Origin of the sequence: Parabacteroides distasonis ATCC 8503 (assembly GCF_000012845.1) — a bacterium.
GTDB classification, from domain to species: Bacteria; Bacteroidota; Bacteroidia; order Bacteroidales; family Tannerellaceae; genus Parabacteroides; species Parabacteroides distasonis.
The window spans coordinates 1,514,913-1,541,024 of the sequence record NC_009615.1 but is presented as its reverse complement, the minus strand read 5'-3'; the positions used below and the strand labels follow the sequence as shown (position 1 = coordinate 1,541,024).

The 26,112-nt window shown below is 47.9% G+C and carries 21 protein-coding genes; 15 read left to right on the top strand and 6 right to left on the bottom strand.

Annotated elements, in window-relative coordinates; all coding sequences use genetic code 11:
• Positions 1-57 precede the first annotated feature (57 nt).
• From BDI_RS06620 to BDI_RS21165, 9 genes are all read left to right on the top strand, one after another.
• A complete protein-coding gene (locus BDI_RS06620) occupies positions 58-1,479 on the top strand; it encodes a rhamnulokinase (RefSeq protein ID WP_009017900.1) in 1,422 nt (473 codons plus the stop codon).
• Positions 1,480-1,517: 38 nt separating this feature from the next.
• Positions 1,518-2,777, top strand: coding sequence for an L-rhamnose isomerase (locus tag BDI_RS06615; protein ID WP_011966398.1), 1,260 nt, complete (start codon positions 1,518-1,520; stop codon positions 2,775-2,777).
• On the top strand, positions 2,777-3,802 hold the full coding sequence (gene rhaT / locus BDI_RS06610; protein ID WP_085931216.1) for an L-rhamnose/proton symporter RhaT: 1,026 nt from the start codon (positions 2,777-2,779) through the stop codon (positions 3,800-3,802). The genes BDI_RS06615 and rhaT overlap by 1 nt, the downstream gene beginning before the upstream one ends.
• Before the next feature lie 11 nt (positions 3,803-3,813).
• Positions 3,814-4,614, top strand: a complete 801-nt coding sequence (gene rhaD, locus BDI_RS06605; protein ID WP_011966397.1) for a rhamnulose-1-phosphate aldolase — start codon at positions 3,814-3,816, stop codon at positions 4,612-4,614.
• Positions 4,615-4,617: 3 nt separating this feature from the next.
• Positions 4,618-6,369, top strand: a complete 1,752-nt coding sequence (locus tag BDI_RS06600) for an alpha-L-rhamnosidase C-terminal domain-containing protein (RefSeq protein ID WP_011966396.1) — start codon at positions 4,618-4,620, stop codon at positions 6,367-6,369.
• Positions 6,370-6,404: 35 nt separating this feature from the next.
• Entirely contained in the window at positions 6,405-8,987 is a 2,583-nt protein-coding gene (locus BDI_RS06595) for a family 78 glycoside hydrolase catalytic domain (RefSeq protein WP_041525565.1), read from the top strand.
• A 144-nt stretch (positions 8,988-9,131) separates the two neighbouring features.
• On the top strand, positions 9,132-11,348 hold the full coding sequence (locus BDI_RS06590; protein WP_011966394.1) for an alpha-L-rhamnosidase C-terminal domain-containing protein: 2,217 nt from the start codon (positions 9,132-9,134) through the stop codon (positions 11,346-11,348).
• Positions 11,349-11,458: 110 nt separating this feature from the next.
• Complete coding sequence (locus BDI_RS21005; RefSeq protein ID WP_005856488.1) at positions 11,459-11,623, top strand: hypothetical protein; 165 nt, start codon at positions 11,459-11,461, stop codon at positions 11,621-11,623.
• A gap of 115 nt (positions 11,624-11,738) precedes the next feature.
• Positions 11,739-11,939 (top strand): DUF6169 family protein, encoded by a 201-nt coding sequence (locus tag BDI_RS21165; protein ID WP_224202317.1) that lies wholly within the window; start codon positions 11,739-11,741, stop codon positions 11,937-11,939.
• Positions 11,940-11,980: 41 nt separating this feature from the next.
• Here BDI_RS21165 and BDI_RS06580 read toward each other — a convergent pair whose 3' ends face one another.
• From BDI_RS06580 to BDI_RS06575, 3 genes are all read right to left on the bottom strand, one after another.
• Positions 11,981-12,622, bottom strand: coding sequence for a hypothetical protein (locus tag BDI_RS06580; protein WP_011966393.1), 642 nt, complete (start codon positions 12,620-12,622; stop codon positions 11,981-11,983).
• A gap of 239 nt (positions 12,623-12,861) precedes the next feature.
• Positions 12,862-13,035: a cyclophilin-like fold protein gene (locus BDI_RS20860; RefSeq protein WP_309568411.1), complete on the bottom strand. Its 174-nt coding sequence runs from the start codon at positions 13,033-13,035 to the stop codon at positions 12,862-12,864.
• Positions 13,036-13,068: 33 nt separating this feature from the next.
• Positions 13,069-13,605, bottom strand: coding sequence for a flavodoxin family protein (locus BDI_RS06575; protein WP_005856494.1), 537 nt, complete (start codon positions 13,603-13,605; stop codon positions 13,069-13,071).
• Positions 13,606-13,727: 122 nt separating this feature from the next.
• On the opposite strand from BDI_RS06575, the gene BDI_RS06570 reads away from it, so the two are divergent.
• The 6 genes from BDI_RS06570 to BDI_RS06545 all read left to right on the top strand — a co-directional run bounded on the left by BDI_RS06570 (position 13,728) and on the right by BDI_RS06545 (position 22,907).
• Positions 13,728-14,765 (top strand): DUF1848 domain-containing protein, encoded by a 1,038-nt coding sequence (locus BDI_RS06570; protein WP_011966392.1) that lies wholly within the window; start codon positions 13,728-13,730, stop codon positions 14,763-14,765.
• A 154-nt stretch (positions 14,766-14,919) separates the two neighbouring features.
• Positions 14,920-15,933: a DNA/RNA non-specific endonuclease gene (locus BDI_RS06565; RefSeq protein ID WP_011966391.1), complete on the top strand. Its 1,014-nt coding sequence runs from the start codon at positions 14,920-14,922 to the stop codon at positions 15,931-15,933.
• Between the two features lie 93 nt (positions 15,934-16,026).
• A complete protein-coding gene (locus tag BDI_RS06560) occupies positions 16,027-17,076 on the top strand; it encodes an efflux RND transporter periplasmic adaptor subunit (RefSeq protein WP_008778321.1) in 1,050 nt (349 codons plus the stop codon).
• Between the two features lie 10 nt (positions 17,077-17,086).
• Positions 17,087-20,131 carry an efflux RND transporter permease subunit gene (locus BDI_RS06555; RefSeq protein WP_005856503.1) on the top strand — a complete coding sequence of 1,015 codons (3,045 nt, stop codon included), beginning with the start codon at positions 17,087-17,089 and terminating at the stop codon, positions 20,129-20,131.
• A gap of 5 nt (positions 20,132-20,136) precedes the next feature.
• Positions 20,137-21,429: a TolC family protein gene (locus BDI_RS06550; RefSeq protein ID WP_005856505.1), complete on the top strand. Its 1,293-nt coding sequence runs from the start codon at positions 20,137-20,139 to the stop codon at positions 21,427-21,429.
• Between the two features lie 188 nt (positions 21,430-21,617).
• Positions 21,618-22,907, top strand: coding sequence for a nucleotide sugar dehydrogenase (locus BDI_RS06545; RefSeq protein ID WP_009017917.1), 1,290 nt, complete (start codon positions 21,618-21,620; stop codon positions 22,905-22,907).
• 211 nt (positions 22,908-23,118) lie between these two features.
• On the opposite strand, the gene BDI_RS06540 is transcribed toward BDI_RS06545, so the two are convergent.
• From BDI_RS06540 to BDI_RS06530, 3 genes are read right to left on the bottom strand one after another with little or no spacing between them, the layout of a single operon-like run.
• Positions 23,119-24,675 (bottom strand): STN and carboxypeptidase regulatory-like domain-containing protein, encoded by a 1,557-nt coding sequence (locus BDI_RS06540; protein ID WP_011966390.1) that lies wholly within the window; start codon positions 24,673-24,675, stop codon positions 23,119-23,121.
• On the bottom strand, positions 24,654-25,505 hold the full coding sequence (locus BDI_RS06535; RefSeq protein ID WP_009276021.1) for a FecR family protein: 852 nt from the start codon (positions 25,503-25,505) through the stop codon (positions 24,654-24,656). The genes BDI_RS06540 and BDI_RS06535 overlap by 22 nt, the downstream gene beginning before the upstream one ends.
• Before the next feature lie 5 nt (positions 25,506-25,510).
• A complete protein-coding gene (locus tag BDI_RS06530; protein ID WP_005856513.1) occupies positions 25,511-26,050 on the bottom strand; it encodes an RNA polymerase sigma-70 factor in 540 nt (179 codons plus the stop codon).
• Positions 26,051-26,112: the final 62 nt, after the last annotated feature.

Below are 26,112 nucleotides of genomic sequence, written 5' to 3'. Positions count from 1 at the left end.
AATATAGCAATAATGCTTCTACTTTTGCTTTCGTCAAACAAATAACTTTGTTAAGCCATGAAGGAATATAATTTTCTAGCCTTTGATATAGGGGCTACCAGTGGACGGGCCGTGCTCGGGACCTTAAAGGATGCCAAATTTGAAATGAAAGAGATCCATCGGTTCCCGAATCCGATGGTGGAATTACACGGACGGTTTTATTGGGATATCTATCATCTTTATACTTCTCTTATAGAAAGCTTGACGATATGCGCCCGGCAAAGAATCCGGTTGCACTCGATCGGAATAGATACATGGGGGGTGGATTTTGGGTATGTGGCTTTGGATGGCTCTTTATTGGGCTTACCTCGTGCTTACCGAGATCCTTATACGGACGGCGCTCCCGAGGACTTTTTCAAACGGATTCCCAAGGAAGAGGTCTATAAGCGGACAGGTATTCAAGTGATGCCGTTTAATAGCTTGTTCCAGCTTTTCAGGGCGGGGCAAGACTCGTTTATACCGCAGGAAGTGGCGGAAAAGATATTATTCATACCGGACCTTTTGGCTTATATGTTGACGGAGCGTATGGTATGTGAATATACGATCGCTTCCACGTCTCAATTATTGAACCCGGAAACCCATAAATTCGATTACAAGCTCTTGGAGGCCGTAGGTGTATCTCCTACTTTGATGTGTCCGGTGGTGATGCCGGGGACGTTGATCGGGCGGTTGAGCGAGTCGATCGCCCGTAAGACAGGAATCGGGGAAATCCCGGTAATCGCCGTGGCTGGTCACGATACGGCGTCGGCGGTAGCCGCTGTTCCTGCTTCTTCTCCTAATTTCGCTTACTTGAGTAGTGGTACTTGGAGCTTGATGGGTATCGAGGTGGAGAAGCCGATCATCAACGAGGTATCTTTCAAGAATAATTTCACGAATGAGGGGGGTATCGAGGGTACGACTCGCTTTTTGAAGAATATTACAGGTATGTGGATCTTGGAACGTTGCCGGGAGCAATGGAAGCGGTCCGGATTGGATTATTCGTACGATGATATGGTTCGGATGGCGGAGTTGAGCGAATTTACTTCTTTGATCAATCCGGATGATCCTCGTTTCGCCAATCCTGAGAGTATGCTACGTGAGATCACGGCCTATTGTGAGGAAACCGGACAGGCTGTTCCCGCTTCGGACGCCGATTATGTACATTGTATATTTTATAGCTTGGCGAATCGTTATAAAGAGGTGCTGGAAATACTCAAATCGATGTCGCCACATCCGATTGAACGATTGCATGTGATAGGTGGTGGCTCTCGGAACGATCTGCTGAATCAGTTGACAGCCAACGCTATCGGTATTCCCGTATTGGCAGGCCCGTCTGAGGCGACTGCCATTGGAAATTGCTTGATACAGGCTAAGTCGGCAGGATTACTGACGGATTGTTGGGAGATGCGAAGACTGATAGCCACCGCATTCCCTCCCAAGGAATTTTATCCGGAAAGGTGATACACTTTCAAATCATATAAATTTAAAAACATCATACCATGACAAAAGACAGTTTAATTCAACAGGCATTTGAAGTAGCGGCAGAACGCTATGCGGCCGTAGGTGTAGACGTTCGTAAAGCTTTAGAGGATATGAAGAAAATATCCCTATCCCTGCATTGCTGGCAGGCCGATGACGTAAGCGGTTTCGAGAACCAAGGCGGCTCCTTGACTGGTGGTATACAAGTGACCGGCAATTATCCGGGACGTGCCCGTACTATCGACGAGTTGCGCCGGGATGTATTGAAGGCGAAATCCTATATCCCCGGTAATCATCGGCTTAGTCTGCATGAGATCTACGGGGATTTCCAAGGGGAGAAAGTAGACCGTGACGAGGTAGAACCCCGTCATTTCGAGAGCTGGATACAATGGGCGAAAGAGAATGATTTCAAGCTAGACTTCAACAGTACCTCTTTCTCGCACCCTAAAAGCGGAGATTTGACCTTGGCGAACCCCAGCGAGGATATCCGTAACTTCTGGATCGAGCATACGAAGCGTTGTCGCTGGATCAGCGATGAGATGGGCAAAGCCCAGAACGATCCTTGCATGATGAACCTTTGGATACATGACGGGAGCAAGGAAGTACCGGCCAGCCGCTTACGTTATCGCCGTATCTTGGAGGAATCGCTGGATGAGATATTCGCTACCGAATATAAATGGATGAAAGATTGTATCGAGGCGAAACTCTTCGGTATCGGTCTGGAAAGTTATACGGTAGGTTCCTATGATTTCTATTTGGGTTACGGGGCGAAAAAGAACAAGATCGTTACCTTGGACACCGGCCATTTCCATTTGACGGAAAGTATCGCCGACAAGGTTTCCTCGTTATTGCTGTTTACGCCCGAGATCATGTTGCACGTAAGTCGTCCGATCCGTTGGGATAGCGATCATGTCGTGATCTTGAATGACGATGTGCAGGATTTAGCCCGTGAGATCGTGCGTTGCGACGCCTTGGACCGGGTACATATCGGTTTGGATTATTTCGACGCTACCATCAATCGTATCGGTGCTTATGTCATTGGTAGCCGTGCTACGCAAAAAGCCTTTATGCTCGCTTTGCTGGAGCCGATCGCCTTGCTTCGCCAGTACGAGGATGAGGGTAAGTATTTCCAGCGTCTTGCCTTGCAGGAGGAAGCGAAGAGTCTGCCTTGGGGGGCGGTTTGGGATATGTATTGTCTACAAAGTGGGGTCCCCGTAGGAGAGTCTTATATCGCTGAGATCGAGAAATATGAGTCCGACGTTACCTCAAGACGGCAATGATAGAGATCGGGATCGGGTTGTTGATCATCGCGATCGGCAGTTTCGGGCAGAGTAGCTCGTACGTGCCGATCAATAAGATCCGGGATTGGAGTTGGGAAAGCTTTTGGTTGGTGCAAGGTATCTTCGCTTGGTTGGTTTTCCCTTATCTCGGGGCGATGTTGGCGGTACCGGAAGGGAGTACCTTGCTGGAGCTATGGTGTTCGCCGGGTAGCTTGGGAGCGGTTATCTATGGCATGCTCTGGGGTGTCGGCGGGTTGACTTTCGGGTTGAGTATGCGTTATCTGGGCGTAGCTTTGGGACAGAGCATCGCCTTGGGTACATGCGCCGGTTTTGGTACGCTCTTCCCGGCTTTGTTCGGTGGAACGAATCTGTTTGAGGGAACCGGATTGATCCTGTTGACCGGTGTTTGCATTACCTTGGCAGGTATCGCCGTGATCGGTTACGCCGGAAGCCTGCGGGCCCGGAATATGAGTGAGGAGGAGAAGAAAGCGGCGGTGAAGGATTTTGCCTTGACCAAGGGCTTGGCGGTAGCCTTGCTTGCCGGCGTGATGAGCGCCTGCTTCAATTTGGGTTTGGAATCGGGAAACGAGGTGCTGGCGAAAGCGAAAGAGGCGGGAGCTAGCGATCTGTTCGCCTTGAACCCCGTGATACTGTTGGTTACTTTGGGCGGCTTTTGTACGAACGCTGTGTATTGTATTTTCCAGAACGTGAAAAACGGGACGGGCAAGGATTATTTCTCGGTATCGGGAGGTACATTGCTGAATAATGTCTTATTTTGCGCTTTGGCAGGCGTGCTTTGGTACTCGCAGTTCTTCGGGCTGGGGATGGGAAAGAGCTATTTCTCGGATTCCCCGGTTATGCTGGCTTTCTCGTGGAGTATCCTGATGTCGTTGAATGTTATTTTCAGTAATGTCTGGGGCATCTTATTAAAAGAATGGAAGGGCGTGGATCGCCGGACGATCGTGGTATTGATTACCGGCATGTGTATCTTGATCCTTTCCTTATTATATCCGAATATAGTTTAATTAAAATAGACATGATAATACTAAGAAACAATGAACGCCTGATGGCGGAAATAGATCGTATCGCCGAGGTCGCCGGCTATTTGTGGACCAAGGGTTGGGCTGAGCGAAACGGCGGGAATATATCGGTGAACCTGACTACTTTATTGAGCGAGGAGGAGAAGGCGTTGCCGGCTTTGGTTTCCTCGATTCCCTTGCAAGAGGCGATGACGGCCTTATGCGGGCACGTCTTTTATGTGACGGGTACCGGAAAACGGATGCGTTACGTGGCGAAAGATCCTTTCGCCAACGGCTCTTTGATCCGTATCGCCGCCGATGGGAAATCGTATGATATCCTAGCGGAGCAACCGATCCAACCGACTTCCGAGTTGCCTTCCCATTTGTTGATGCACAATTTCTTGCGTGCGAAGGGACGGGATAACCGGGTGGTATTGCATACGCATCCGACGGATATTATCGGCATGACGCATTGCAAGCCATTCTTGGATTCGGACAAGATTACCCGCACGTTATGGAGTATGATTCCGGAATGTCGGATTATCGTGCCGAAAGGGGTCGGTATTGTTCCTTACGAGATACCGGGCACTTTGGCGTTGGCGCACGCTACGATCCGTCAGTTAGAGGAGCACGACGTGGTGTTCTGGGAGAAGCACGGTATCCTTGCCGTCGGTGAGGACCTGATCGAGTGCTTCGATGCGATTGATACGTTGAGTAAATCCGCCCAGATCTATTTCAGTGCCCGCATGACCGGTTACGAGCCGGAAGGTATGACGGATCAGCAATTGGATGACTTGGTTCCGGCTTTTGGACTCTAGCGTATGCGAAAGAAATTAATCATTCTATTCATAGGGATCGGTTCGTTCACGTTGTTCGCCCAGCAGCGAGACCATCGGACACGGGAGTATATCGCTCCGGTCCGTATTGTCTGGCAGCAAGATAGTTCGCGAATTACGGGAGCGAACCATTTGCTTGTTCCGGGCAACGGACAGTCGGATTTGGCGAATAATCGGTTGTGTGTGTTGAAAAGTACGCCAACCGAACATCCCGCTTTGCTGCTTGATTTCGGGAAGGAGTTGCAAGGCGGCCTTCAGCTGGTGACCGGTATGCCGCCGTCTCACGATCCGGTTTCCGTGCGGGTTCGTTTCGGCGAGTCCGTTAGTGAGGCTATGTGCGAGATAGATGGCGCGAACGGGGCGAGCAACGATCATGCGATGCGGGATTTCGTGGTATCGCTCCCTTGGCTGGGCGTGCAGGAGATCGGTAATTCCGGTTTCCGTTTCGTGCGTATTGATGTATTGGGTGATTCTACGGAGTTGCAATTAAAAGAGGTCCGTGCGATCTCCACGTTCCGGGATATTCCTTATCTGGGCTCTTTTCGTTGTAATGACGAGCGGTTGAACCGGATCTGGAAGACAGGTGCGTACACGGTCCACTTGAATATGCAGGAATATCTATGGGACGGCGTAAAACGGGATCGTCTGGTCTGGGTGGGGGATTTACATCCGGAGGTAATGACGGTCAGTACCGTCTTCGGTTATAATGAGGTGGTTCCTAAGAGCTTGGATTTGATTCGGGATATTACGCCGCTGCCTAGTTGGATGAACGGTATCAGTTCGTACTCGATCTGGTGGTTGTTGATTCAGCGGGATTGGTATTATTACCAAGGGAATCTTGCGTATCTACAAGAGCAACGCTCTTATATGACTGCTTTGCTGCGTCACTTGATATCGAAGGTTGACCCAAGCGGAGAAGAGAGACTGGATGGGAACCGTTTCTTGGATTGGCCTTCCAGTGAGAATACACCCGCTATCGATGCCGGCCTTCAATCGCTGATGATACAAGCCATGCGTGCGGGAGAGGAGTTATGTACCGTTTTAGGCGAGGATGCGTTGGCCTCGGAGTGCCGTGCGGTAGCTTCCAAAGCTATTGAGTTTTCCCTTCGGAAGAAATCCCGGTTCCCTTCGGAGAAAGATCGGATTACGCCCGGGGATAAACAGGCCGCCGCCTTGATGGCTCTGGCGGGTATCATGGATGCTAAAGAGGCGAACGAGCGTTGCTTGGCAGTGGACGGGGCGAAAGGCTTCTCTACGTTTTACGGGTATTATATGCTACGGGCGATGGCGTTGGCTGGTAATTACCAAGGTGCGTTAGATGTGATCCGTACGTATTGGGGAGCTATGCTGGATGTAGGCGCTACGACGTTTTGGGAGGATTTCAATATGGAATGGCTTCCTGACGCAGGGCGTATTGATGAGCTGGTCCCCGCCGGAAAGAAAGACATTCATGGGGATTATGGGGCGTATTGCTATCAAGGTTTCCGCCATAGCTTGTGCCATGGATGGGCTTCGGGCCCCACATCGTGGTTAAGCGAGTACGTATTGGGCGTACAAGTGGTGGAACCGGGTTGCCGTACGGTACGTATCATCCCACATCTGGGAGATCTCGAATGGGTGGAAGGTACGTTTCCCACGCCTTACGGGGTGATCGAGATCCGACATGAGAAAGGTGCGGACGGTAAGGTGATAAGCTATATCAACGCTCCTGAAGAAATCCGTGTTTGTATGGATTAAAACCAAATATGAATAATAAAATAAACGATGCTACTATGCGAATAAAACAGTCTATTTATATCTACGCTTTCGCCGCCCTCTTATTAGGCGGTTGCAAAAGCAATAATGAATTAACGATACCTACGAATCTCCGTACGGAATACCTTACGGAGCCTATCGGCTTGGATACTTCGTCTCCTCGCTTTACATGGGAATACTCCGGAAATGAGGAGGGCTTTAAGGCTTCCCGCTATGAGGTACGGATCGGTACGAGTCCGGACGACTTGCGGCCCTATGCGGAGGGAATGGCCCTGAAACCTCATACCCGTTATTACTGGAATGTTACGGTATGGGATGGTGAAGGGCGTCCGTGCGCTACCTCGGAGACGGCTTCTTTCGAGACCGCTAAGTTCGATCCCTCGGATTGGTCCGCCTCTTGGATTACCGATCATAAGGATAAGGAGTTCGAGCCTGCCCCTCTGTTCCGCAAGTCTTTCCCGGTAGGCAAGGAAGTGAAGGATGCCCGTGTGTACGTAGCATCCGCCGGGTATCATGAGCTATTCATCAATGGCGAGCGGGTCGGAACGAATTATCTGGACCCGGGGTATACGCATTTCGATAAACGTATCTTGTACGTGACGCATGATGTTACCTCTTTGCTGAAGCAAGGCGACAACGCCGTGGCCGCTGTTCTGGGAAACGGCTGGTACAATGAGCAGTCCGTGGCGGTCTGGAATTTCCATGAGGCACGCTGGCGGGATCGTCCCCGCCTGCTATGTGAGTTACGTATTACCTATACGGATGGTACGACGGAGGTGATTGGCTCGGACGAGACTTGGAAGACTTCCACCGGGGCCTATACCTATAATAATATATACAGCGGCGATAAATTCGATGCCCGGCTGGAAGAGGCCGGATGGAAAACCGCTCATTTCGACGATAGTAAATGGGAAGCGGCACTTCCGGCGCAGGCTCCGGCACCTCTGTTGGTAGCCCAGCAAATGCCGGGAATCCGTATCACGGAAGAGGTGAGACCCGTGTCTATGAAACGTTTCTCCGATCAATTATACGTATATTCTTTCCCGAAGAACATGTCCGGCCTTTGCCGCTTAAAGGTGAAAGGCGAGGCGGGAACCCGTATCACGTTAAAACATGGTGAGTTGTTGAAGAAAGACGGTCGCTTGGAGCAAGGCAATATCAATGTATATTATCATCCGGTCAAACCGGACGAGGTATTCCAGATGGATGTCTTTACCTTGAAAGGTACGGGAGAGGAGGAGATCTTCATGCCTTCCTTCTCTTATCACGGTTTCCAATACGTGGAGGTGGAGAGTAGCCGTCCCGTTACTTTAACGGAAGAGAACTTGACCGGCTTGTTTATGCATACCGATGTCCGTCCGTCCGGTTCCTTCGCTTGTTCGAATCCTCTATTGAATAAGATATGGGAGGCTACGATGCAGGCTTACCGCAGTAACCTGCACAGTATCCCGACCGATTGTCCGCAACGGGAGAAGAATGGCTGGACAGCCGACGCACATATCGCGATCGACCTCGGTTTGCTGGGCTTCGATGGTATCACGCTTTATGAGAAATGGATGGATGATATTATCGATAACCAGCGTGAGGCGGGTGAGATTTCCGGTATCATTCCTTCCAGCGGTTGGGGATATGGCGAGTGGCCGGGTCCGGTTTGGGACGCTGTCATGTTCATCATACCGAACGCCTTGTATGATTATTATGGCGAGTCTCGCAGTATAGAACGCTTATATCCTACGATGCTGCGATATCTGGATTATTTGAAGACGAAAGAGAAAGACGGTTACTTGCCGTTTGGCTTGGGTGACTGGGTGTATTGGAAAGCTACGACGAATAATGAATATACCTCTACCGCCTACTATTATCTGGATTATAAGTTGATGGCTCGCTTCGCCTCTTTGCTGGGCAAGGACGCCGCTCCTTATCAAGAGAAAGCGAATACGCTCAAATCCTTGATCAACCAGAAGTTCTTCAACGCCGAGACCGGTGTGTATGCCGAAGGAACCCAAACGGCGCAAGCCTTGGCCTTGTATCTGGGACTTGTACCGGAAGGAAAGGAACAACTTGTGGCGGATAAGCTGCGTGAGGTGGTAGCGGGAAATAACTATTTCTTGGATTTTGGTCTATTAGGCAGTAAGACCGTTCCGGCCATGCTTACGAAATATGGCTATATCGAGGATGCCATGAAGATGATCACGAAGACCGAGGCACCTTCTTGGGGATATTGGGTAGAGACGATGGGTTATTCCACATTGCCGGAGACGTGGACACTTAGTCCGAAGTTTGCCGACGCTTCCTTGAACCATGTCTTTATGGGAGATGTCTCCGCTTGGATGATGAACCAGCTGGCCGGTATCAATCATGACGACTCGGCTCCGGGCTTCCGTCATATCCGTATCACGCCTCATTTCGTGAAAGAACTGGATTGGGCGAAAGGTGAGTACCATTCCGTACGCGGCCGTATCGCCAGCGAATGGAAACGGGAAGGGGATAAGGTTATGCTTACCGTGACGATTCCGGCTGATTGCTCCGCCGATATCGTGGTAGGCGATCAGACCGAGACCGTATCCGCCGGTACGCATACATTTACATATCCCGCTTAATATACTTAGTTGTAGAGACGGGGCGTGCCCCGTCTCCCACCGGCTAATAGTATCTTTAAGTTACCTTTTGGGGGGATGAGACGGGGCACGCCCCGTCTCTACAACCAGATAATTATAAACTGTTGAACTTTAAAGATTAAATTTATGAATAAGCTACTCATTGCCTTCTTTTTGTTCCTCTTGCCTTTCGGCTGGATAAAGGCGACAGCTTCATCTCATCCCGAATCCTTCCCTTGGAAAGCCCAATGGATCAATACCGAGCGTTGCCAAAGCGCTACGAATACTTGGTTGATCTACCGTAAATCATTCGCTGTGACGAATGTCCCGAATCAACTCATCGCCCGTATCGCCGCCGATTCCAAGTATTGGCTTTGGATCAACGACCAACTGGTTGTCTTCGAGGGGGGCTTGAAAAGAGGACCTTCTCCTTCCGGGACTTATTACGATCCGGTAGATATCGCCCCTTACCTGACAAAAGGCTCGAACACCATCGCTATCTTGCTCTGGCATTTCGGGAAAGACGGTTTCAGTCATATCAACAGCGGGAAAGCTGCCTTATTGTTCGAGGCGATCGCCCCGGGGTTGGAGATCGTCTCCGACGCGAGCTGGCAGTGTGCCTTGTATGAGGCCTATCAGAATACCGAGGCCCCTTTCCCGAATTACCGTATGCCGGAGAGTAATATCCGCTTCGATGCCCGTCAAGCGATAACAAACTGGAACCGTACGAGTTTCGAAGGTTCCCTTCCGGGGGCGGTCTGCGTCGGTAAGGCGGGGAAAGCTCCTTTCGGGGAGCTGGTGGAACGTCCGATACCCCAGTGGAAAAACAGCGGCCTGTTATCCTATGTATCCGTCCGGGAATCCTTGAGAGGTGATACCCTGTTCTGTCGTTTGCCCTATAATGCCCAGATCACTCCGTATCTAAAAGTAGAGGCGGAAGCCGGGAAGACTATCCACATCCGGATGGATAATTACGAGGGAGGAAGCGAGCGCAACGTACGTGCCGAATATATCACCCGTGAGGGTGAGCAGGAATACGAAAGCTATGGCTGGATGAACGGCCATGAGGTTTATTACATCATCCCCGAGGGCGTGAAGGTGCTGGATGTGAAATACCGTGAGACCGGTTACAACACGGACCTCGCGGGCTCTTTCCATTGTGACGACCCGTTCTACGACGAGCTTTGGCAACGTTCTGCCCGCACCTTATACATAACGATGCGTGATAATTATATGGACTGTCCGGACCGTGAACGTGCCCAATGGTGGGGTGACGAGGTGAATGAGCTAGGCGAGGCTTTCTACGCCCTTTCTCCGTCCGGGCAGAAACTAGCCGTAAAAGGCATCCATGAATTAATGAATTGGCAGCGGGAGGACGGAACGCTCTACTCTCCGGTTCCGGCGGGTAATTGGGATAAGGAGCTTCCTTTACAGATGTTGGCGTCTATCGGTTGGTACGGTTTTTATACGCAATATTATTATAGTGCCGACAGTAGTTTCGTTCCGGTGATATACGACCGGATGCGCCGTTACCTGCACGAGGTCTGGCAAGTCGATAAGAGTGGCTTGGTGATCGAGCGTCAAGGCGCTTGGAGTTGGGGCGACTGGGGCGAGCACGTCGATATGGGTGTATTGACCAATTGCTGGTATTATCTGGCCTTGAAAGCGGAGCGAGCCTTCGCCCTGCAACTCGGCAGGGATAAGGATGCCGATGAGATCTCCCGGATGATGCGTAGCATAGAACGTTGTTTCGACACGAAGTTCTGGACAGGTTCCGCCTATCGCTCCCCCGGCTATAAAGGGGAGACGGACGATCGCTCCCAAGCCATGGCGGTTGTTTCCGGGCTGGCCTCGAAAGATAAGTATCCGGCGCTGACGAAGGTACTTAAAAAGGAGTATCACGCCAGCCCTTATATGGAGAAGTATGTCCTAGAGGCCCTTTTCCAGATGGGCGAGCCGGCGTTTGCCTTGGAACGGATGAAGCAACGTTACACCCGTATGCTGGATTATGCCGAATACACGACCTTGTTCGAGGGATGGGGCATCGGAGCCGAGGGCTTCGGTGGCGGCACGATCAATCACGCTTGGAGCGGTGGCCCGCTTACCTTATTGAGCCAGAAGGTCTGCGGTATCGAGCCAACCTCTCCCGGCTTCCGTACCTTTAAGATCTCGCCTCAATTGGGTTCCTTATCGGAAGCCTCTGCCAGCCTAGAGACTCATTATGGAACCATCCAAGTAAGTATCAAGAAGAAAGGCAAGCGAATGAAGTTCGATCTCCAAATCCCGGAAGGCACCTCCGCCGAACTGATAAAGCCAAATGGTACCCGCAAGCATCTCGGCCCGGGGCACCATCAAGTGGATTAGTGATCTGTGTGTTTGTTATATTTCTCAAAAACAGAAGCAAAGAATAAATATTTTGGTAAAGAACGGAATTTATCCTACATTTGTAATATATAAGTATTATATCGAAGGATATGGAAAAAGAGAAAAATAGCAAGATTACCAGAGAAGAGGCTTTGCGTCGGTTGGAGACCGCACGGAAGCTGAAGCGAGAGTATGTAGCTAAACTGGAAAAAGAGATGAAAGAAGAGTTTAAGAAACGTACAGGGCAAGAAGCTACTTATTTTGAAGTATGGTAAGCCTTAACCTTGAACGTATAAATTCTAATTCTCCTTATGCGGTAACAGCTCTTAGGGATTCTATGTGTTTCCGGTTTGTTACGGACTTTGGTGTGATTTATTATGCAAGCAGAGTATGCGCAATCGCCTTTTTGAGTTTTGGTTTCATTCCTCGCCGCGTAAATCTGATTTCGCTTTCATGTCTGCGGACATCCGAGATGCAGATGGGATACAGAATTATGCGGCGATTATTATTCGACTCGATAATCCCAATTTGAAGTCTATAGTCGCGGAGTTTACTGAAACAATACAAATGCTTAGTCAAAAGCCGGAGTAAAATGTATGTGTTTTCTCCGGCCCGGGGCACCATTGGGTGGATTAGCGATCGCCCTCTGTTTTCCTGCGGACATACACCCGGTGGCTTCCATAACCCGATATGGTGAGCCCACTCGCCGGATCGCTGCTGAGTCGTAGTAGCTCCCGGTTCGCACTACTGCGTTTTAGTCCGGTGATAGCCATGTAGTCTTGTATGCGCAAGAATGGGTGTTCGTGAAGGTAATCCAATGCCCGCATCCGGCGCTCCTCTTCGGTGAAGGGCGATTTCCATACACGGCTGATACCTCCCCGTCTTAAGTCGCAACGCAGGTTAGTTTCCCGTACCAGTTCCTTGTCGGCCCGGTAGTTGATGCCATTCACCTCGATGCTCCGTGCGTTACGCTTCGGTTCGTCACCATCCAGCGAGTCGATCTCCTTGTCCTTCGCTACGCCTAGGCGGGGCGTGAACGTACCGATGCCATCCAACGTGACCGACTGCCCTTCCGCCATGCAATAGGCCAGATGTTCCGCTACTGTCGTCATCACCTGTATTACGCTACCCCTGCTCAAGCCCGATCCGGGGTAGGTGATCCGTTCCACGAAATCCTCCATATCCATGTTCCGTTGTATCTTCATCCGATAATACACCGGCTTTTCCCCCGTCCCGTTCAGGTCGCACATCTCTTGCTTGATATATTCTGCCATAACTGCTACTAGGTATAATTGTTCGTATCTTCAAGTTAAAAACATTCTTCTTACTATATACAAATATACTTATTACTTGATCTATTTCCAAATTATCACTGTGGAATGTATAGACCGCGTCGTGATTTGTATATTCCACGTCTTGATCTGTACAGACCACGTCGTGGTTTGTAGAATTATACAGTATGCGAACAAGAATTCATCTGCTACCGATAAGGTATTTATGCGGTATCGGAGCGTTATTTACTTAGGGAGAAGCGGGCAACCCTCACGTTTCCTCTGCCAAGTACGTCGACCAACCCTGCGGGATTCTCTATCTTCCCTAAACGGGTATAGCTGTAAGACGAGGAAAAGGTCTCGTAGAAAAGGACTACCGTATTCGCTCCCCATAGAAGTAGGTCGCTTGTATGGATTATACCCGAACGTATTGGTCGCGATCAAGAGTATTATACTCGTTTTCCCTGCTCGTATGCTTGCCTCAAGGTCGGGTTCCCTTCGATCTCGCCCACGTGCCACACACCACCACAGAATAGCGTTCCTTTCACGGTCGGGTTCTCCAGACAGTCGAGGAATCCCATAAAGTTGGCCACAATGCGATCCATGATGCCGTTATCTTCTTCAGCGGCCGTGGCGATGAAGTAAAACTCCTTGTTTTTCATTTCGGTATAAGGACCGCAGCAACGGTCTATCAGCGTCTTCATCTGTGCGCTCATGGCATAGAAATAGACCGGCGTAGCCATCACGATCACATCGGCGGCAAGCATCTTTCCGATAATCTCTGCCGCGTCATCTTTTTGTGGACAAGGCTTCTTGTATTGGCTGCACACGCCGCATCCCGTGCAGGGGTGAATGGTCTTGTCTCGCAGAAAAACCTTTTCCACACGATGACCGCTTTCGATCGCCCCTTGCATAAACTCATCGCATAGCGTATCGGAATTGCCTCCACGACGGGGGCTGGAAGATAAAATCAATACATTTTTCATGTTTACTGTTATTTATTAGGTTCTACATTCATTTTTAGGATACAAAAATAGCGAGATAATCCCTATCTTGCGGTAGACAAATTACGGATGTTATGACCCTAATTACATAATAATACGGAAGAATGATCACAACGGACTCCGGTGAGCAAGTCGAGGCACTTGCTCCCATCATCATTTCGGCCAGCCGGTCAACGGATATTCCGGCCTTTTATGCCAAGTGGTTCTTTAATCGTTTGGCCAAGGGGTATTGTGTTTGGTATAATCCGTTTAATCGGCGGAAGATGTATGTGTCGTTTGAGCGGTGTAAGGCAATCGTGTTTTGGACAAAGAACCCGAAGCTGATATTGCCTTATTTGCATGAGTTGGATAGGAGGGGTATCCATTATTATTTCCAGTTCACGTTGAATGACTATGTGAGCGAAGGCTTTGAGCCGAATGTGCCGAGCGTTACGCAACGGGTGGAGACATTTCGGGAGTTGTCGGAAATGATAGGGAAGGAACGGGTGATCTGGCGATTTGATCCGTTGATTATGACTCCATCTATCACGCCTCGTGTCCTGCTTAGCCGTATTTGGAAGATCGGCAATCTGTTGAAAGGATATACTGATAAGCTCGTGTTCAGTTTCGTAGATGTAAAGGCGTATCGTAAGGTACAGAATAACCTTATAAAAGAGACGAATTGCTTTACGAAAGAGGATGTGGAAACCGCTGAGATGAATGCGACGCAACGTCAAGAAACTGTAGAGGGATTGGTGAAGTTGAGGGAAATTTGGGCTTCTACTGGTTGGAATGTGACACTCGCTACTTGTGCCGAGGATATTGACCTTACGGTTTATGGCATTGAACATAACCGGTGTATCGACGGTGATTTAATGGAGCGTGTGTTTGAGGAGGATTATGAATTGGTTTATTATCTTCGAACAGGCCAATTACCTGAACCGGATCTTTTTGGTACGTTTCCCGCTTTACCCGACAAACGCAAAGACCTAAAAGACAAAGGCCAACGGAAAGCCTGTGGTTGCATGATAAGCAAAGATATCGGTAGGTATAACACTTGCCGCCATTTCTGTGTCTATTGTTATGCCAATACAAGTAGGGAATGCGTACAAAAGAATGCGGTACACTATTCGGACGATAGTGAAAGTTTGATTCGAAGTTAGATTTGAAAGCAAGGTCAAATTAAGCGGCGTATTAAATTAAGCCGTCTTTTATAGTAATCGAGACCAATACTATCCTAGAATTGTGTTGTATAACATGCCGGATTTATCTATTTTTGCGCCCAATACGAAAGGTTAAGAATAGGAAGTTTTAGGTATGGCAAAAAAGAAAGGTAAGCCTCAACCCCGGAAAAGCAAGAAGAAGCGGGCATCATCATTCATGTCTTCTGTAAAGAAGATGCTTCTTGGCGTTTTTGCGGTAGTTGTTTGTTTTATCGGTGTATTATTCATATATAACTGGTTTTATCCGGTATCCAAGACACGGCTTGTAGAGAAGAAACAGGATCGGGCGGAGGCAATAGTCCGTCCGAAGATCTCGGACAAAGGCGGCTCCGGAACATCGGGTAAGAAAGCCGCACAAGCGACGAAAAACAAGCAAACGACGAACCCAAAGAAAGAGACCTCCGCTTATACTTTTCAAGGGGGAGCTGAGATACCGAGACTAAAGAATAAACAAAAAGAGCAGGTTATAAAGCATGAGGGCTATACGGTTTCTTATAATTCCGATTATAAGATCGCCAATTGGGTAGCCTATGAACTGACCTCGAAAGAGGCGACAAGTAAGAAGAACGAGCGGTCTAATAAGTTCGTCTCGGACCCCATGGTGAAAGGGGCTAGCGCCACGAACGAGGACTATACCCGTTCCGGCTATGACCGAGGACATATGGCGCCTGCCGGCGATATGAAATGGTCCGCCAAGGCCATGCGGGAATCGTTCTACCTAAGTAATATCTGTCCGCAAAAGCCCGGCTTGAACCGGGGTATCTGGAAAGATCTGGAAGAGCAGGCTCGTTTGTGGGCGAAAGAGAATGGCTCTTTGTTGATCGTGACCGGCCCGGTGATCACGGACGACCTGAAACGGTTAGGCAAGAATCGGGTGGGAATCCCGAAGACCTTTTATAAGGTAATCTGTACGATAACGAACGGTAAACCGGAAGGGGTAGGTTTTCTGTTTGATAATAAAGACTATGGAAAGACTCCGTTGAAATCGATGATGATCCCTATCGATAGCGTTGAGAAGGTTACCGGAATTGACTTTTTCCCTTCTTTGCCTGATTCGATAGAAAATCCGATGGAAGCATACGTGAATGATGGTAGTTGGTCTTTTTAAGGCACGTTATGCTCAACAATCTCTAGGCGAGAATGTTTTATATTTACTGTGAAGAAAAAGAAATCATAATTAAATAACAAAATGCAAGTTATCATGAAAGGAAAATTAATCCCTGTGTTTGTTTTGGCAGCATTGGTTTCCTGTAGTCAACCACCCGTTAAGGAGCAAGGTCCTCGTCCAGTTAAATTGGCGGACGTTACTTCGCTGAACATGGTTGAGAAATCATTCAGTGGAGTGGTATCGCCCGATCAATTCAGTGATTTGGCGTTTAAGATGTCCGGCCCGCTGATCTCATTAAACGTGGACGAAGGCCAGAAGGTCCGTACGGGACAGATCGTGGCCGAGATCGATCCGCTGGACTTTAAATGGGAATATGAGGCGAAGAAAGCGTCTTTCCAGACCGCTGAGGCGCAATTGCAACGTGCGAAGAAGTTATTGTCCAAGCAAGCTATCTCCAAGCAAGAGTATGAGTCTACGGAAGCCTCTTACTCAAATGCCAAGGCGGCTTTCGAGTATGCGCAAAACACATTGAACCAGACAAAGCTTCGTGCGCCGTTCGATGGATTTATCCAGAAGAAATATGTGGAGAATTACCAGAAGGTACAGGCCGGACAAGGAATCGTTTGCTTGATCAACCCGAATAAGTTACAGGTCGTGTTTACGATGCCGGAGAGTAATATCAATTACTTCTCTTCTCCTTATTCTGTTTATGTGGAATTCGATAATTACAAGGGCGTTCGCTTCAAGGCGAAGGTGAAAGAATACGTGGAAGCCTCTCCGGATGGTTCCGGCGTTCCCGTATATCTGTATATCGACGATCCGAACTTTAATTTAGAGAAATATAAGGTAGCCGTAGGTTTCTCTTGCCGTGTGATCTTGAACGTGGATAGCGAGAGTTTCACGCAAGGCGCCGTATTGGTTCCGCTAGCCGCTGTCGTGGCTGACGATGCCAATAGCGATAAGTATGTGTTTGTTTATAATGGGCAGTCTCAAAAGGTTGAGCGTCGCAAGATTACCGAGTCTATGCTGATCGGCAAGGATGGCGTGATCGTAACGGATGGCTTGCGACCCGGCGAACAGGTTGTCTCAGCCGGAGCCACTCGTTTGGTGGATGGACAACAGGTAAAAGTATTAACAGATTAAGAGATAAACAATGAATATTCCAAAATATTCCTTAGAGAATCAGAAGATTATATACTTTTTCCTAGCGGTCATGCTGATAGGAGGTATATATTCTTTCTTTAAATTGCCGAAGAAGGAAGATTCTCCCTTCGTGATCAAGCAAGCGGTTTTGGTTACCCAATATCCGGGAGCGACACCTCAGGAGGTGGAGAAGCTGGTGACTGAGCCGATCGAACGGGAGATTCAGGCTATGTCGGATGTGTTCCAGATCAAATCTGAGTCTTATTTCGGTATGTCCAAGATTTCTATTGAGTTGCAGCCTACCTTGTCTCCGGATTATATGCCGGTCAAGTGGGACGAGTTGCGTCGTAAGGTGGCGAATATACAGCCCCGCCTTCCGTCTGGCGCCTCCTCGATATCCGTTAGTGATGACTTCGGTGACGTATTCGGAATTTATTATGCCTTGACGGCCGATGAGGGATATACTTACGACGACCTGCGTAATTGGGCGCAAAAGATCAAGACGGAGCTATCTCCTGTACCGGGTGTACAGAAGGTCTACCTATTCGGTGAACAGACACAAGTTGTCAACGTAAAGATCTCTATCCCGAAACTGGCTAACCTAGGTATCGACCCGAACGCTATCCAGCAGGTGATGCAAACGCAGAACTTGTTGGTGAATACGGGAGATATCAATACCGGTAATTATCAATTGCGTTTGCGTGCGGAAGGTACGTATAAGGATATACAAGATATCCGGGACCAATTGATCGTGACGAAAAGTGGCGGTGAGGTTCGTTTGGGAGATATCGCTACGGTAGAGCGTGGTTATATGGACCCTCCCTCGAACCTGATGCGTGTGGACGGTAAGCGTGCCATCGGTATCGGTGTCGCTACCGGTTCGAAAGACGATGTGGTTGCCGTGGGTAACGCCGTGGCGGATCATTTAGCGGAGATGGAGCAGCTGTTCCCGGTGGGTATGGACCTGAAAACGATTTATCCGGAGAACAAGATCGCGGATGAGGCGAACAACGGTTTTATCTTGAACTTGATCGAGTCGTTGTTGATCGTTATCGTGATTATCTTTATCGTGATGGGGTCCCGTGCCGGTATGTTGGTCGGTAGTTCGTTGTTGTTCTCGGTAGGTGGTACCTTATTGATCATGTTGATCTGGGGTGTCGGCTTGAACCGAACCTCGTTGGCGGCCTTTATTATCGCTATGGGTATGTTGGTGGATAACGCTATCGTGGTGACGGATAATGCCCAAGTCGGTATCAAGCGGGGACTTTCCCGTTATCAGGCGTTGATCGATGGCGCGACGAAACCGCAGTGGGCGTTGTTGGGCGCTACCTTTATCGCCGTATGTTCTTTCTTGCCGATGTACTTGGCACCGGCATCCGTGGCCGAGATTGTGAAACCGTTGTTTATCGTATTGGCGGTATCCTTGGGATTAAGCTGGGTCTTGGCCTTGACGCAAACGACTACCTTCGGTAATTTTATTTTGAAAGAGGCGAAACCGGGTGAGAACAAAGACCCGTACGATACGAAGCTGTACCATAAATTTGAGTCGGTATTGGGCCGTTTGATCAAGCGTAGATATGTAACGATCTCTACCGTGGTAGCTACGTTATTCCTTTCCTTGTTCGTGATGAGCATCATGCCGCAGAGTTTCTTCCCGATCATGAGCAAGCCTTATTTCCGTGCGGACTTGATCTTCCCGGAAGGATATAGCATCTACGACGTGGAGACGAACGTGAAGAAGATAGAAGAGGAATATCTCAGCAAGAATGAGAATATCAAATCATACTCGTTTACCTTGGGAGGTTCGCCGGTACGTTATTACTTGGCCAGTTCTTCTATCGGCCCGAAGCCAAACTTCGCCAATGTGTTGATCGAGACACAAGATCCGGAGGATGCGCAAGCGGAAGAGGGTAAGTTCTACGATTATATGGTCGCTAACTATCCGAATATATTGACCCGTTCGGCTTTGTTCGCCTTGTCTCCGGTTCCGGATGCGGCGATCGAGATCGGTTTTATCGGCGATAACGTAGACACGTTGGTTGCCTTGACGCAAAGGGCGCAGGAGATCGCCCGGAATTATGATCAGGTGATGGAGGTTCGCAATAGTTGGGGTAACAAGGTTCCGGTATGGAAGCCGCTATATTCCCAAGAGAAAGGTTTGCGTCTGGGTATTACCCGTCAACAGGTGGCTTATTCCTTGCGTTCGGCTACGAATGGCGTACCTTTGGGTGAGTATCGTGAGGGCGATGTGTTTATGCCGATTTTACTGAAAGATGCGGATAAGGATTCTATCAGTCTGAATGATATAAAGACTTTGCCGGTTTATAGCGCTAAAGGCCGTTCGGTAAAAGTGGAGCAGGTGATCGATGATTTCTCGCTGGATTATGAGTTTAACGTAGTGAGACGATTCAACCGTGAGCCGTGTATGCTTATGCAGTGTGAGCCGAAGCGTGGCGCCAATACGATGGCTGCTTTCAGTCATTTGTGGAAAGAGGTACAGGAGAAGATTCAGGTGCCGGAAGGATATAAGATGACGTATTTCGGTGAGCAATCCGAGCAAGATAAAGGTAATAAGGCGATCGCCGCTAATATCCCGTTGATGTTCGGTTTGATTTATGTCACCTTGTTATTCTTATTCCCGAAATATTACCGGAAACCGGTATTGATCATGGCGATGCTGCCGTTGATCTTCATTGGTGTGGTATTGGGATTGTTGGTGTTCGGTAAGTCCCTCGACTTCTTTGCTATGCTGGGTCTGTTGGGCTTGATCGGTATGAATATCAAGAATGCGATCGTGCTGGTGGACGAGATCGGTTTACAATTGAATGCAGGCTTGTCTCCGGTGAATGCCGTGATAGAGGCAACGAAAACCCGTATCGTTCCGGTGACGATGGCTTCCGGTACGACGATCTTAGGTATGTTGCCGTTGTTGGGTGACGCTATGTTCGCCGGTATGGCGGCTACCATCATGGGTGGTCTGTTCGTATCTACGATCTTGACGATCTTCGTGCTTCCGGTTACTTATTGTGTTTTCTTTAAGATTAAATCAGAGTAAAAGGTATGAGAAATAAAATAATCATAGGTTGTTTATTGTTGGGTGCCTTGTCCGCTAAAGCGCAAGACACCCGGCTATCGGCTGTGGAATATAAGGAACGGGTCCTTGAATACAGCCGTCAGATCAAGCAAAGCTCTGAGGAGCGTATCGCTATGCAGCATGCGATCAAGGCCGCTAAGACCGGTTTCTTCCCTTCGGTGGACTTCTCCGGCAGTTATCAGTATCGTATCAATAAATATGATTTGGATTTCGGACCGGGCATGTCCGTAGAGATGGACCATAATACGTATAGCCTAGGCGCTACGGTGAGCCAGCCCATCTATGCCGGTGGACAGATCTATAATAACTATAAGGCAGCTCAGGTACAAGGCAAGATCACCGAGCAAGCAGAAGAATTGACAACGGATAATATCGTTTATTCCGCCGATTTGAACTATTGGACGGCCGCCGCACGTAAAGGTATGTACGATGTGATGTGTCAGTATGTAGACATTGTCGGGGAGTTGGCGAACGTGTTGACGATCCGTTTCAATGACGGCCAGATCAGCAAGACCGATTTATTGCAAGTGGAGTCCCGCTTGAAAGAAGCGGAATTGAATAAAAGCTCGGCTTATAAGGAATATCAGATCGCGTTACAGAACCTGAACTCATTGATGGGTGTGTCTCCGTTAGACCCGATCGAGGTGGAAGATTCCATTACGACCTATCTGGCTTTGCCGTTGCAAGTAGGAGAGGATGTAGCTCTTCGGAATCGTCCGGACTACGCTATTTCCGAGTTGAACATAGAGTATCAAAAGAGACAGATCAATTTGTCGAAGGCGAAATATAACCCGTCTTTGGCGATCGGTTTTCAAGGTACTTGGGGTACGCCGATGTTGAACGTGAAAGGTTCGGACCAGTTGTGGACTCCGGCCGTCTTCGCTTCCTTGAAGATACCTTTGTTCCGTTGGGGAGCCCGTTTCAAGGAGGTAAATTCCCAGAAGGCCATCCTTCGTAGTAAGGAATACGCCTTGGACAATACGCGTGATAAGATCGCTCAAGAGGTAGCGAACGCATGGACAAGCCTAACCGAGTATACGAAACAAATTACCGTCGCGGAAGAGGCTTGTAAGATTGCCGAGGAGAACCTTGATTTGAATACCTTCAGCTACAACGAGGGTAAACTACCGATCTTGGATGTGCTCTCCGCCCAATTGTCATGGATTCAGTCTTACAGTAGCTTGATCCAGACTTGGTATCAGCAAAAGGCTTCTTTAGCCCAATATAACAAGGCTATAGGTATCCGGCGTTTGCAGTAAAAGAAACATATTTATACTTAGAAGACAAGGTCCCTTATTTTGGAAACGAGATAAGGGACCTTCTTTATGAAATAAAACATCCTTTATTCCGTTAGGTAAACTGAAGATTGCTACATTTGCATACAATCTCGTCTGTTTGGGACACTCCTTGGAACCCGGACTTTTAAGTAGAATGATGAAATAATAAGATGTATACAAAGTTACTAGATAAACAAACGAAACTTGCCCTAATCGGACTAGGATATGTCGGGCTTCCTATCGCGATGGAATTCGCTAAACATGTTTCCGTTATCGGATTTGATATCAACGAGGATCGCTTGGACAAGCTTCGGAACTGTATTGATCCGTGTGGTGAGCTTCCTACTGAGGTATTTGAACATAAAGATATCACATTTACTTCTTCTATAGAAAAGTTGCGGGAGGCTTCCTTTTACGTTATAGCTGTTCCTACCCCGATAGACAGCCATAACGAGCCGGATCTATCCCCTTTGTTGGGTGCGACCCGCACGGTAGGCAAAGTCCTTAAACGAGGCGATTATGTAGTATACGAATCTACCGTATATCCGGGATGTACGGAAGAGGATTGCATCCCGATCTTGGAGGAGGTTTCAGGGTTGAGAGTAGGAGAGGACTTTAAGGTTGGATACTCACCGGAACGAATCAATCCGGGTGATAAGGTACATACCTTGGTAAATACCGTGAAGATCGTTTCCGGCTGCGATGCCGAAGCTTTGGAAACGATATCGGAAGTCTATAAGCTGGTCGTTCAAGCGGGGTTGCACCGTGCGCCTAGTATCAAGGTAGCCGAAGCCGCCAAGATTATCGAGAATACCCAGCGTGACGTGAATATAGCCCTTATGAACGAGCTTTCCATTATTTTCGATCGAATGGGGGTAAATACGTTTGATGTATTGAAAGCCGCCGGAACGAAATGGAATTTCCTGCCTTTCTCTCCCGGATTGGTAGGTGGGCATTGTATAGGGGTAGATCCTTACTATCTGGTGCATAAAGCCAAAGAATTGCAATATCACACGAAGATGATCAACTCCGGTCGCTACGTGAACGATTCCATGGGACGGTATATCGGAAAGAAGGTCGTGAAAAAGATTATCTCGCAGGGGAAAAATATCCTAGGAGCGCATGTGTTGGTGATGGGTATGACTTTTAAGGAAAACGTATCGGATATACGTAACTCGAAAGTAGCCGATATTATCAATGAGTTTAAGGACTTCGGAGCCGAGGTCGATGTGATGGATCCGTTCGCTTCCCCTTTGGAAGTATTGCAAGAGTACGGTATCCGGTTAGTAGAGAGGCCCGGGAAGAAATATGATGCGGTAGTGGTAGCTGTCGCTCATACGACTTATTTGAAGCTGGATGAGTCCTACTTCATGTCGATCACGAATGAACATGCCGTGTTGGCGGACGTGAAAGGAGTCTATCGAGGTAGCATCCATCAGATGATCTATTGGAGTCTGTAATTGTTAAAAAGTAACACAAGCTGCAAAGAAGTTTCGATAAACTTAAAAAAATGTGTTGTACAATATCTTTTTTTATTTGCTCAATTATATTAATTAGCCCATCTTTGCATGCAGATAACCTAAACAATCTTTTTGCCTTAAAGACTAATACCTATTAAAAACCTATAAAGAGAGCCTTTGCGAAAAGGCTCTCTTTATGATTTTCAGGGGATTAGTAGTTCGTTTCCTCTATCTTTGAGGTGATTCTGCTAATAGCCTCATTCAGTTTGTCTTCGGGTAATATTACGTTAAAATCTCCCCAGAAACCCTCGTCGTAGTTGAAGTGAGTATCCGAGAAAACCGTGCGGGTTGGAAGGGATTCAATGCGTGAGAAGCGGTTCACATTGGCTGTATCTATCTTACAGGTAACCATTTCGAACCAAGTATGTAAAATATTTGTGTTAAAAAGTTGTCTTCTTTTTTTAATTTTAAAATGCAGATCTCCCCGGATATGGTTAATGTAGTAGGTGCCATTCCATTGCTTGTAAGATACCGTATAGGCTACTTTCTGGGGCGTGATCCGTAAATTCCGGCTTTTTCTCTCGACGAACATGCCGGCCGCTTGCTCGATATATTGGGGATTGACCTCAAAGTCCACCCTTAATAAGGCATTATTTTCCATGTCGATATATATCTGTCCCCGATAAAGCGGTTCATTGATACTCTTTCGTTGCTCGAAAGAGATGACGTTAGCAAGTCGATCATCCACTACCGTGATGTCGGTATGGGCGTATGTATAGGGTGAATCCGGGCTAGGATCCAGAAACTCCGGTAACTGTTTCATCAAGTCCAAGACAAGGCAGGAGTAGATACCCGACTTCATTTTTGTGATCAACGTGTCCTTTTCCTGCTCGTTACTAATGCGGCGCATCTTTAGTAGTTTCACTTGATCGGCCAAGGCATTGCTGTGGTAAGATGCCTTATATACCTTAAAAACAGCCTCGGTCAGTCCTACGAGTCCTTTTTTACGTTCAACGCCTTCTCTGTAAAATGTGGTAAGGTAAATCGGGTGCTGGGAATAATTGCTTCTTCTCTTGTCCAGCATCTCCTGTAATAAGCGTTTCGGATTGGTTAGACGCACGATAACTTCTTGGATAGAGATTACTTTAGGCTCTAGAGATAAGACGGTATGTTTATCTATTAACTCCCGACTATCTATCTCTTGGGGAAGATAGCCGATATGAGAGAAACGTACCTTGGATAACCGGAGTGAGTCCGGTAATTTCAATCGGAACTCTCCATTCTGGTTGGTGATGGTGCCAATAGCGGCCTCACCGATTCCTACCGATCCGAATGCGATTGGCTCATGGGTATATTGATCCTGTAAAGAACCTTCTATCGAGAAATAGGTTTGTATGGAATCGGGAGTTACGGATGCGCTTTTAGGAGCGGAGGGACTCTCTGGCAGATAAAGCAAGAGATGGTTCTCTATCGCACGGATCGCCAGATTTTTATTACCGGTAATAGCGTATATAGCTTCTTGTATCGTATAATCTCCACCTTTTATCGATGTTGTTTGTTCATTATCGATAATCTTACTGTCGTATATAAAAAGATAGCCGGAACGTTCCGTGACGAGTCCCAGCAATTGGTAGATATTTCCTTTTGATTTAGGCAATCGTATGACCTGTCCCAGTACGTTACCATTCTGGGCATTCATAGGGATGAGAGCTACGAGTAACAGCAACCATCCTACGATCAGCTGTCTCAAGGTTCGGAAATCATCCATATATTATTTTGTTGCGTACATTTTAGTTTTAACGCCGCGCAGATCAGTTCAGCCATCGTTGCGGGTGAGTTATTATAGAAACTAACGGTCAGCCGTCTATTCTCTAAATCAGCCGTTGTCTTCAATGGCATCATCGGATACTCTAGATTAATTACATGCAAGATATCTCCTAAGCGCTCATCCTTAAACTGGATACGGCGGGTGTAATCGGAAAATTGTTCGTTATCTTGAGTCGGAGCTACTTGTAAACGGTTGGAGAATAAGGATACGGTTTGACCGGCCTTTACCAGCGTTTGTTCTCCGTTCTTCTTGAGTGTCACTTTCACTAATCCCCGGCGAACGGCCAATTCAAAGGCGCTTTTATCCGAGCTTTTGATATTGAATGAGGTTCCCAATACCTCGATCCGGGCCTGCTCTGTCTCGATTAGGAAAGGACGTTCCTTATTCCCGCTTACATCAAAAAGGGCGTTTCCTAGTAGAGACACCTCTCTTTTTTCTCTTTGGAAATGTTCCGGATAGCTTAACTGACTGTTATCGGCCAGATAAACGATAGACCCGTCTTCCAAAGTCGTGACCAAGGTGGTGGAAGCCTCGTTATTATGCAGGGTGAGCAGAGTGGTTTCCGGTGTCCGTTCTTGTCCAAGGAAAATAGCCGTAGCTACCGATACACAGAGTATAACGATAGCGGCGGCCCATTTCATAAGTCCGATCCGGTATGGGATTTGTGTACCGGAAATTGGCTTATCCAGCAGCCCGTCTTGCTCCAAGCGAGTGTATAATTGTTCCCATGCTTGGTCTGTCTTCAATTTATTTTTTTCTATTTGATTCATAACTGTTAGGTATAATTCTCGATTTCTTTTCTTAGTGTTTGTAGTGCCTTGGTCATTTCCGCTTCTACTGTCTTTATGGACAATGAGAGGCTGGAGGCTATCTCCGCGTATTTCATTCCTTCGAAACGGTGCATCCGAAAGATCCGGAGGCGGCGTTCGGGCAATTTACCTAATGCCCGGTTGACCAAGGATTGCAATTCTTTGTACTCAAGTTGATCTTGCGGGGTATACGATTCGGATTCCGGATTCTCTCCGGCTAAAACCGTATTCCGGTATCGGTATCGTACTTCCCGATGCTCCAGATATTGTAAGGACCGGTTCCGGGTAGCTCCATAAAGGTAGTTCTTGATGGAACGTAAGATTGGAAGAGATTCTCTTTCTTTCCAGAATACATAAAACAAGTCCTGAACTATCTCCTCTGCGACTTCCTGCTCTCCTGTTATACTGGTTGCGTACAGGCAAAGAGGGGTATAATAAAGCCTGAAAATACTTTCGAATGCTTTAATATCCCCTTCCTTGATCTTTTTGAGTACGAACAAATCCATAATAATTTGGTTTCAACAGATAATTGATAATAGACAAAGATAATGATTTGTCCATATCATTG

Bases quoted from the DNA above. Each gene is read 5' to 3' on its own strand.
- BDI_RS06615 (WP_011966398.1), top strand. From the start codon at position 1,518: ATGACAAAAGACAGTTTAATTCAACAGGCATTTGAAGTAGCGGCAGAA.
- BDI_RS06590 (WP_011966394.1), top strand. From the start codon at position 9,132: ATGAATAAGCTACTCATTGCCTTCTTTTTGTTCCTCTTGCCTTTCGGC.
- BDI_RS06545 (WP_009017917.1), top strand. From the start codon at position 21,618: ATGTATACAAAGTTACTAGATAAACAAACGAAACTTGCCCTAATCGGA.
- BDI_RS06540 (WP_011966390.1), bottom strand. From the start codon at position 24,675: ATGGATGATTTCCGAACCTTGAGACAGCTGATCGTAGGATGGTTGCTG.
- BDI_RS06550 (WP_005856505.1), top strand. From the start codon at position 20,137: ATGAGAAATAAAATAATCATAGGTTGTTTATTGTTGGGTGCCTTGTCC.
- BDI_RS06565 (WP_011966391.1), top strand. From the start codon at position 14,920: ATGGCAAAAAAGAAAGGTAAGCCTCAACCCCGGAAAAGCAAGAAGAAG.
- BDI_RS21165 (WP_224202317.1), top strand. From the start codon at position 11,739: ATGCGCAATCGCCTTTTTGAGTTTTGGTTTCATTCCTCGCCGCGTAAA.
- BDI_RS06530 (WP_005856513.1), bottom strand. From the start codon at position 26,050: ATGGATTTGTTCGTACTCAAAAAGATCAAGGAAGGGGATATTAAAGCA.
- BDI_RS06595 (WP_041525565.1), top strand. From the start codon at position 6,405: ATGCGAATAAAACAGTCTATTTATATCTACGCTTTCGCCGCCCTCTTA.
- BDI_RS06620 (WP_009017900.1), top strand. From the start codon at position 58: ATGAAGGAATATAATTTTCTAGCCTTTGATATAGGGGCTACCAGTGGA.
- BDI_RS06575 (WP_005856494.1), bottom strand. From the start codon at position 13,605: ATGAAAAATGTATTGATTTTATCTTCCAGCCCCCGTCGTGGAGGCAAT.
- BDI_RS06555 (WP_005856503.1), top strand. From the start codon at position 17,087: ATGAATATTCCAAAATATTCCTTAGAGAATCAGAAGATTATATACTTT.
- BDI_RS06570 (WP_011966392.1), top strand. From the start codon at position 13,728: ATGATCACAACGGACTCCGGTGAGCAAGTCGAGGCACTTGCTCCCATC.
- BDI_RS06535 (WP_009276021.1), bottom strand. From the start codon at position 25,505: ATGAATCAAATAGAAAAAAATAAATTGAAGACAGACCAAGCATGGGAA.
- BDI_RS06560 (WP_008778321.1), top strand. From the start codon at position 16,027: ATGAAAGGAAAATTAATCCCTGTGTTTGTTTTGGCAGCATTGGTTTCC.
- BDI_RS06600 (WP_011966396.1), top strand. From the start codon at position 4,618: ATGCGAAAGAAATTAATCATTCTATTCATAGGGATCGGTTCGTTCACG.
- BDI_RS06580 (WP_011966393.1), bottom strand. From the start codon at position 12,622: ATGGCAGAATATATCAAGCAAGAGATGTGCGACCTGAACGGGACGGGG.
- rhaD (WP_011966397.1), top strand. From the start codon at position 3,814: ATGATAATACTAAGAAACAATGAACGCCTGATGGCGGAAATAGATCGT.
- BDI_RS21005 (WP_005856488.1), top strand. From the start codon at position 11,459: ATGGAAAAAGAGAAAAATAGCAAGATTACCAGAGAAGAGGCTTTGCGT.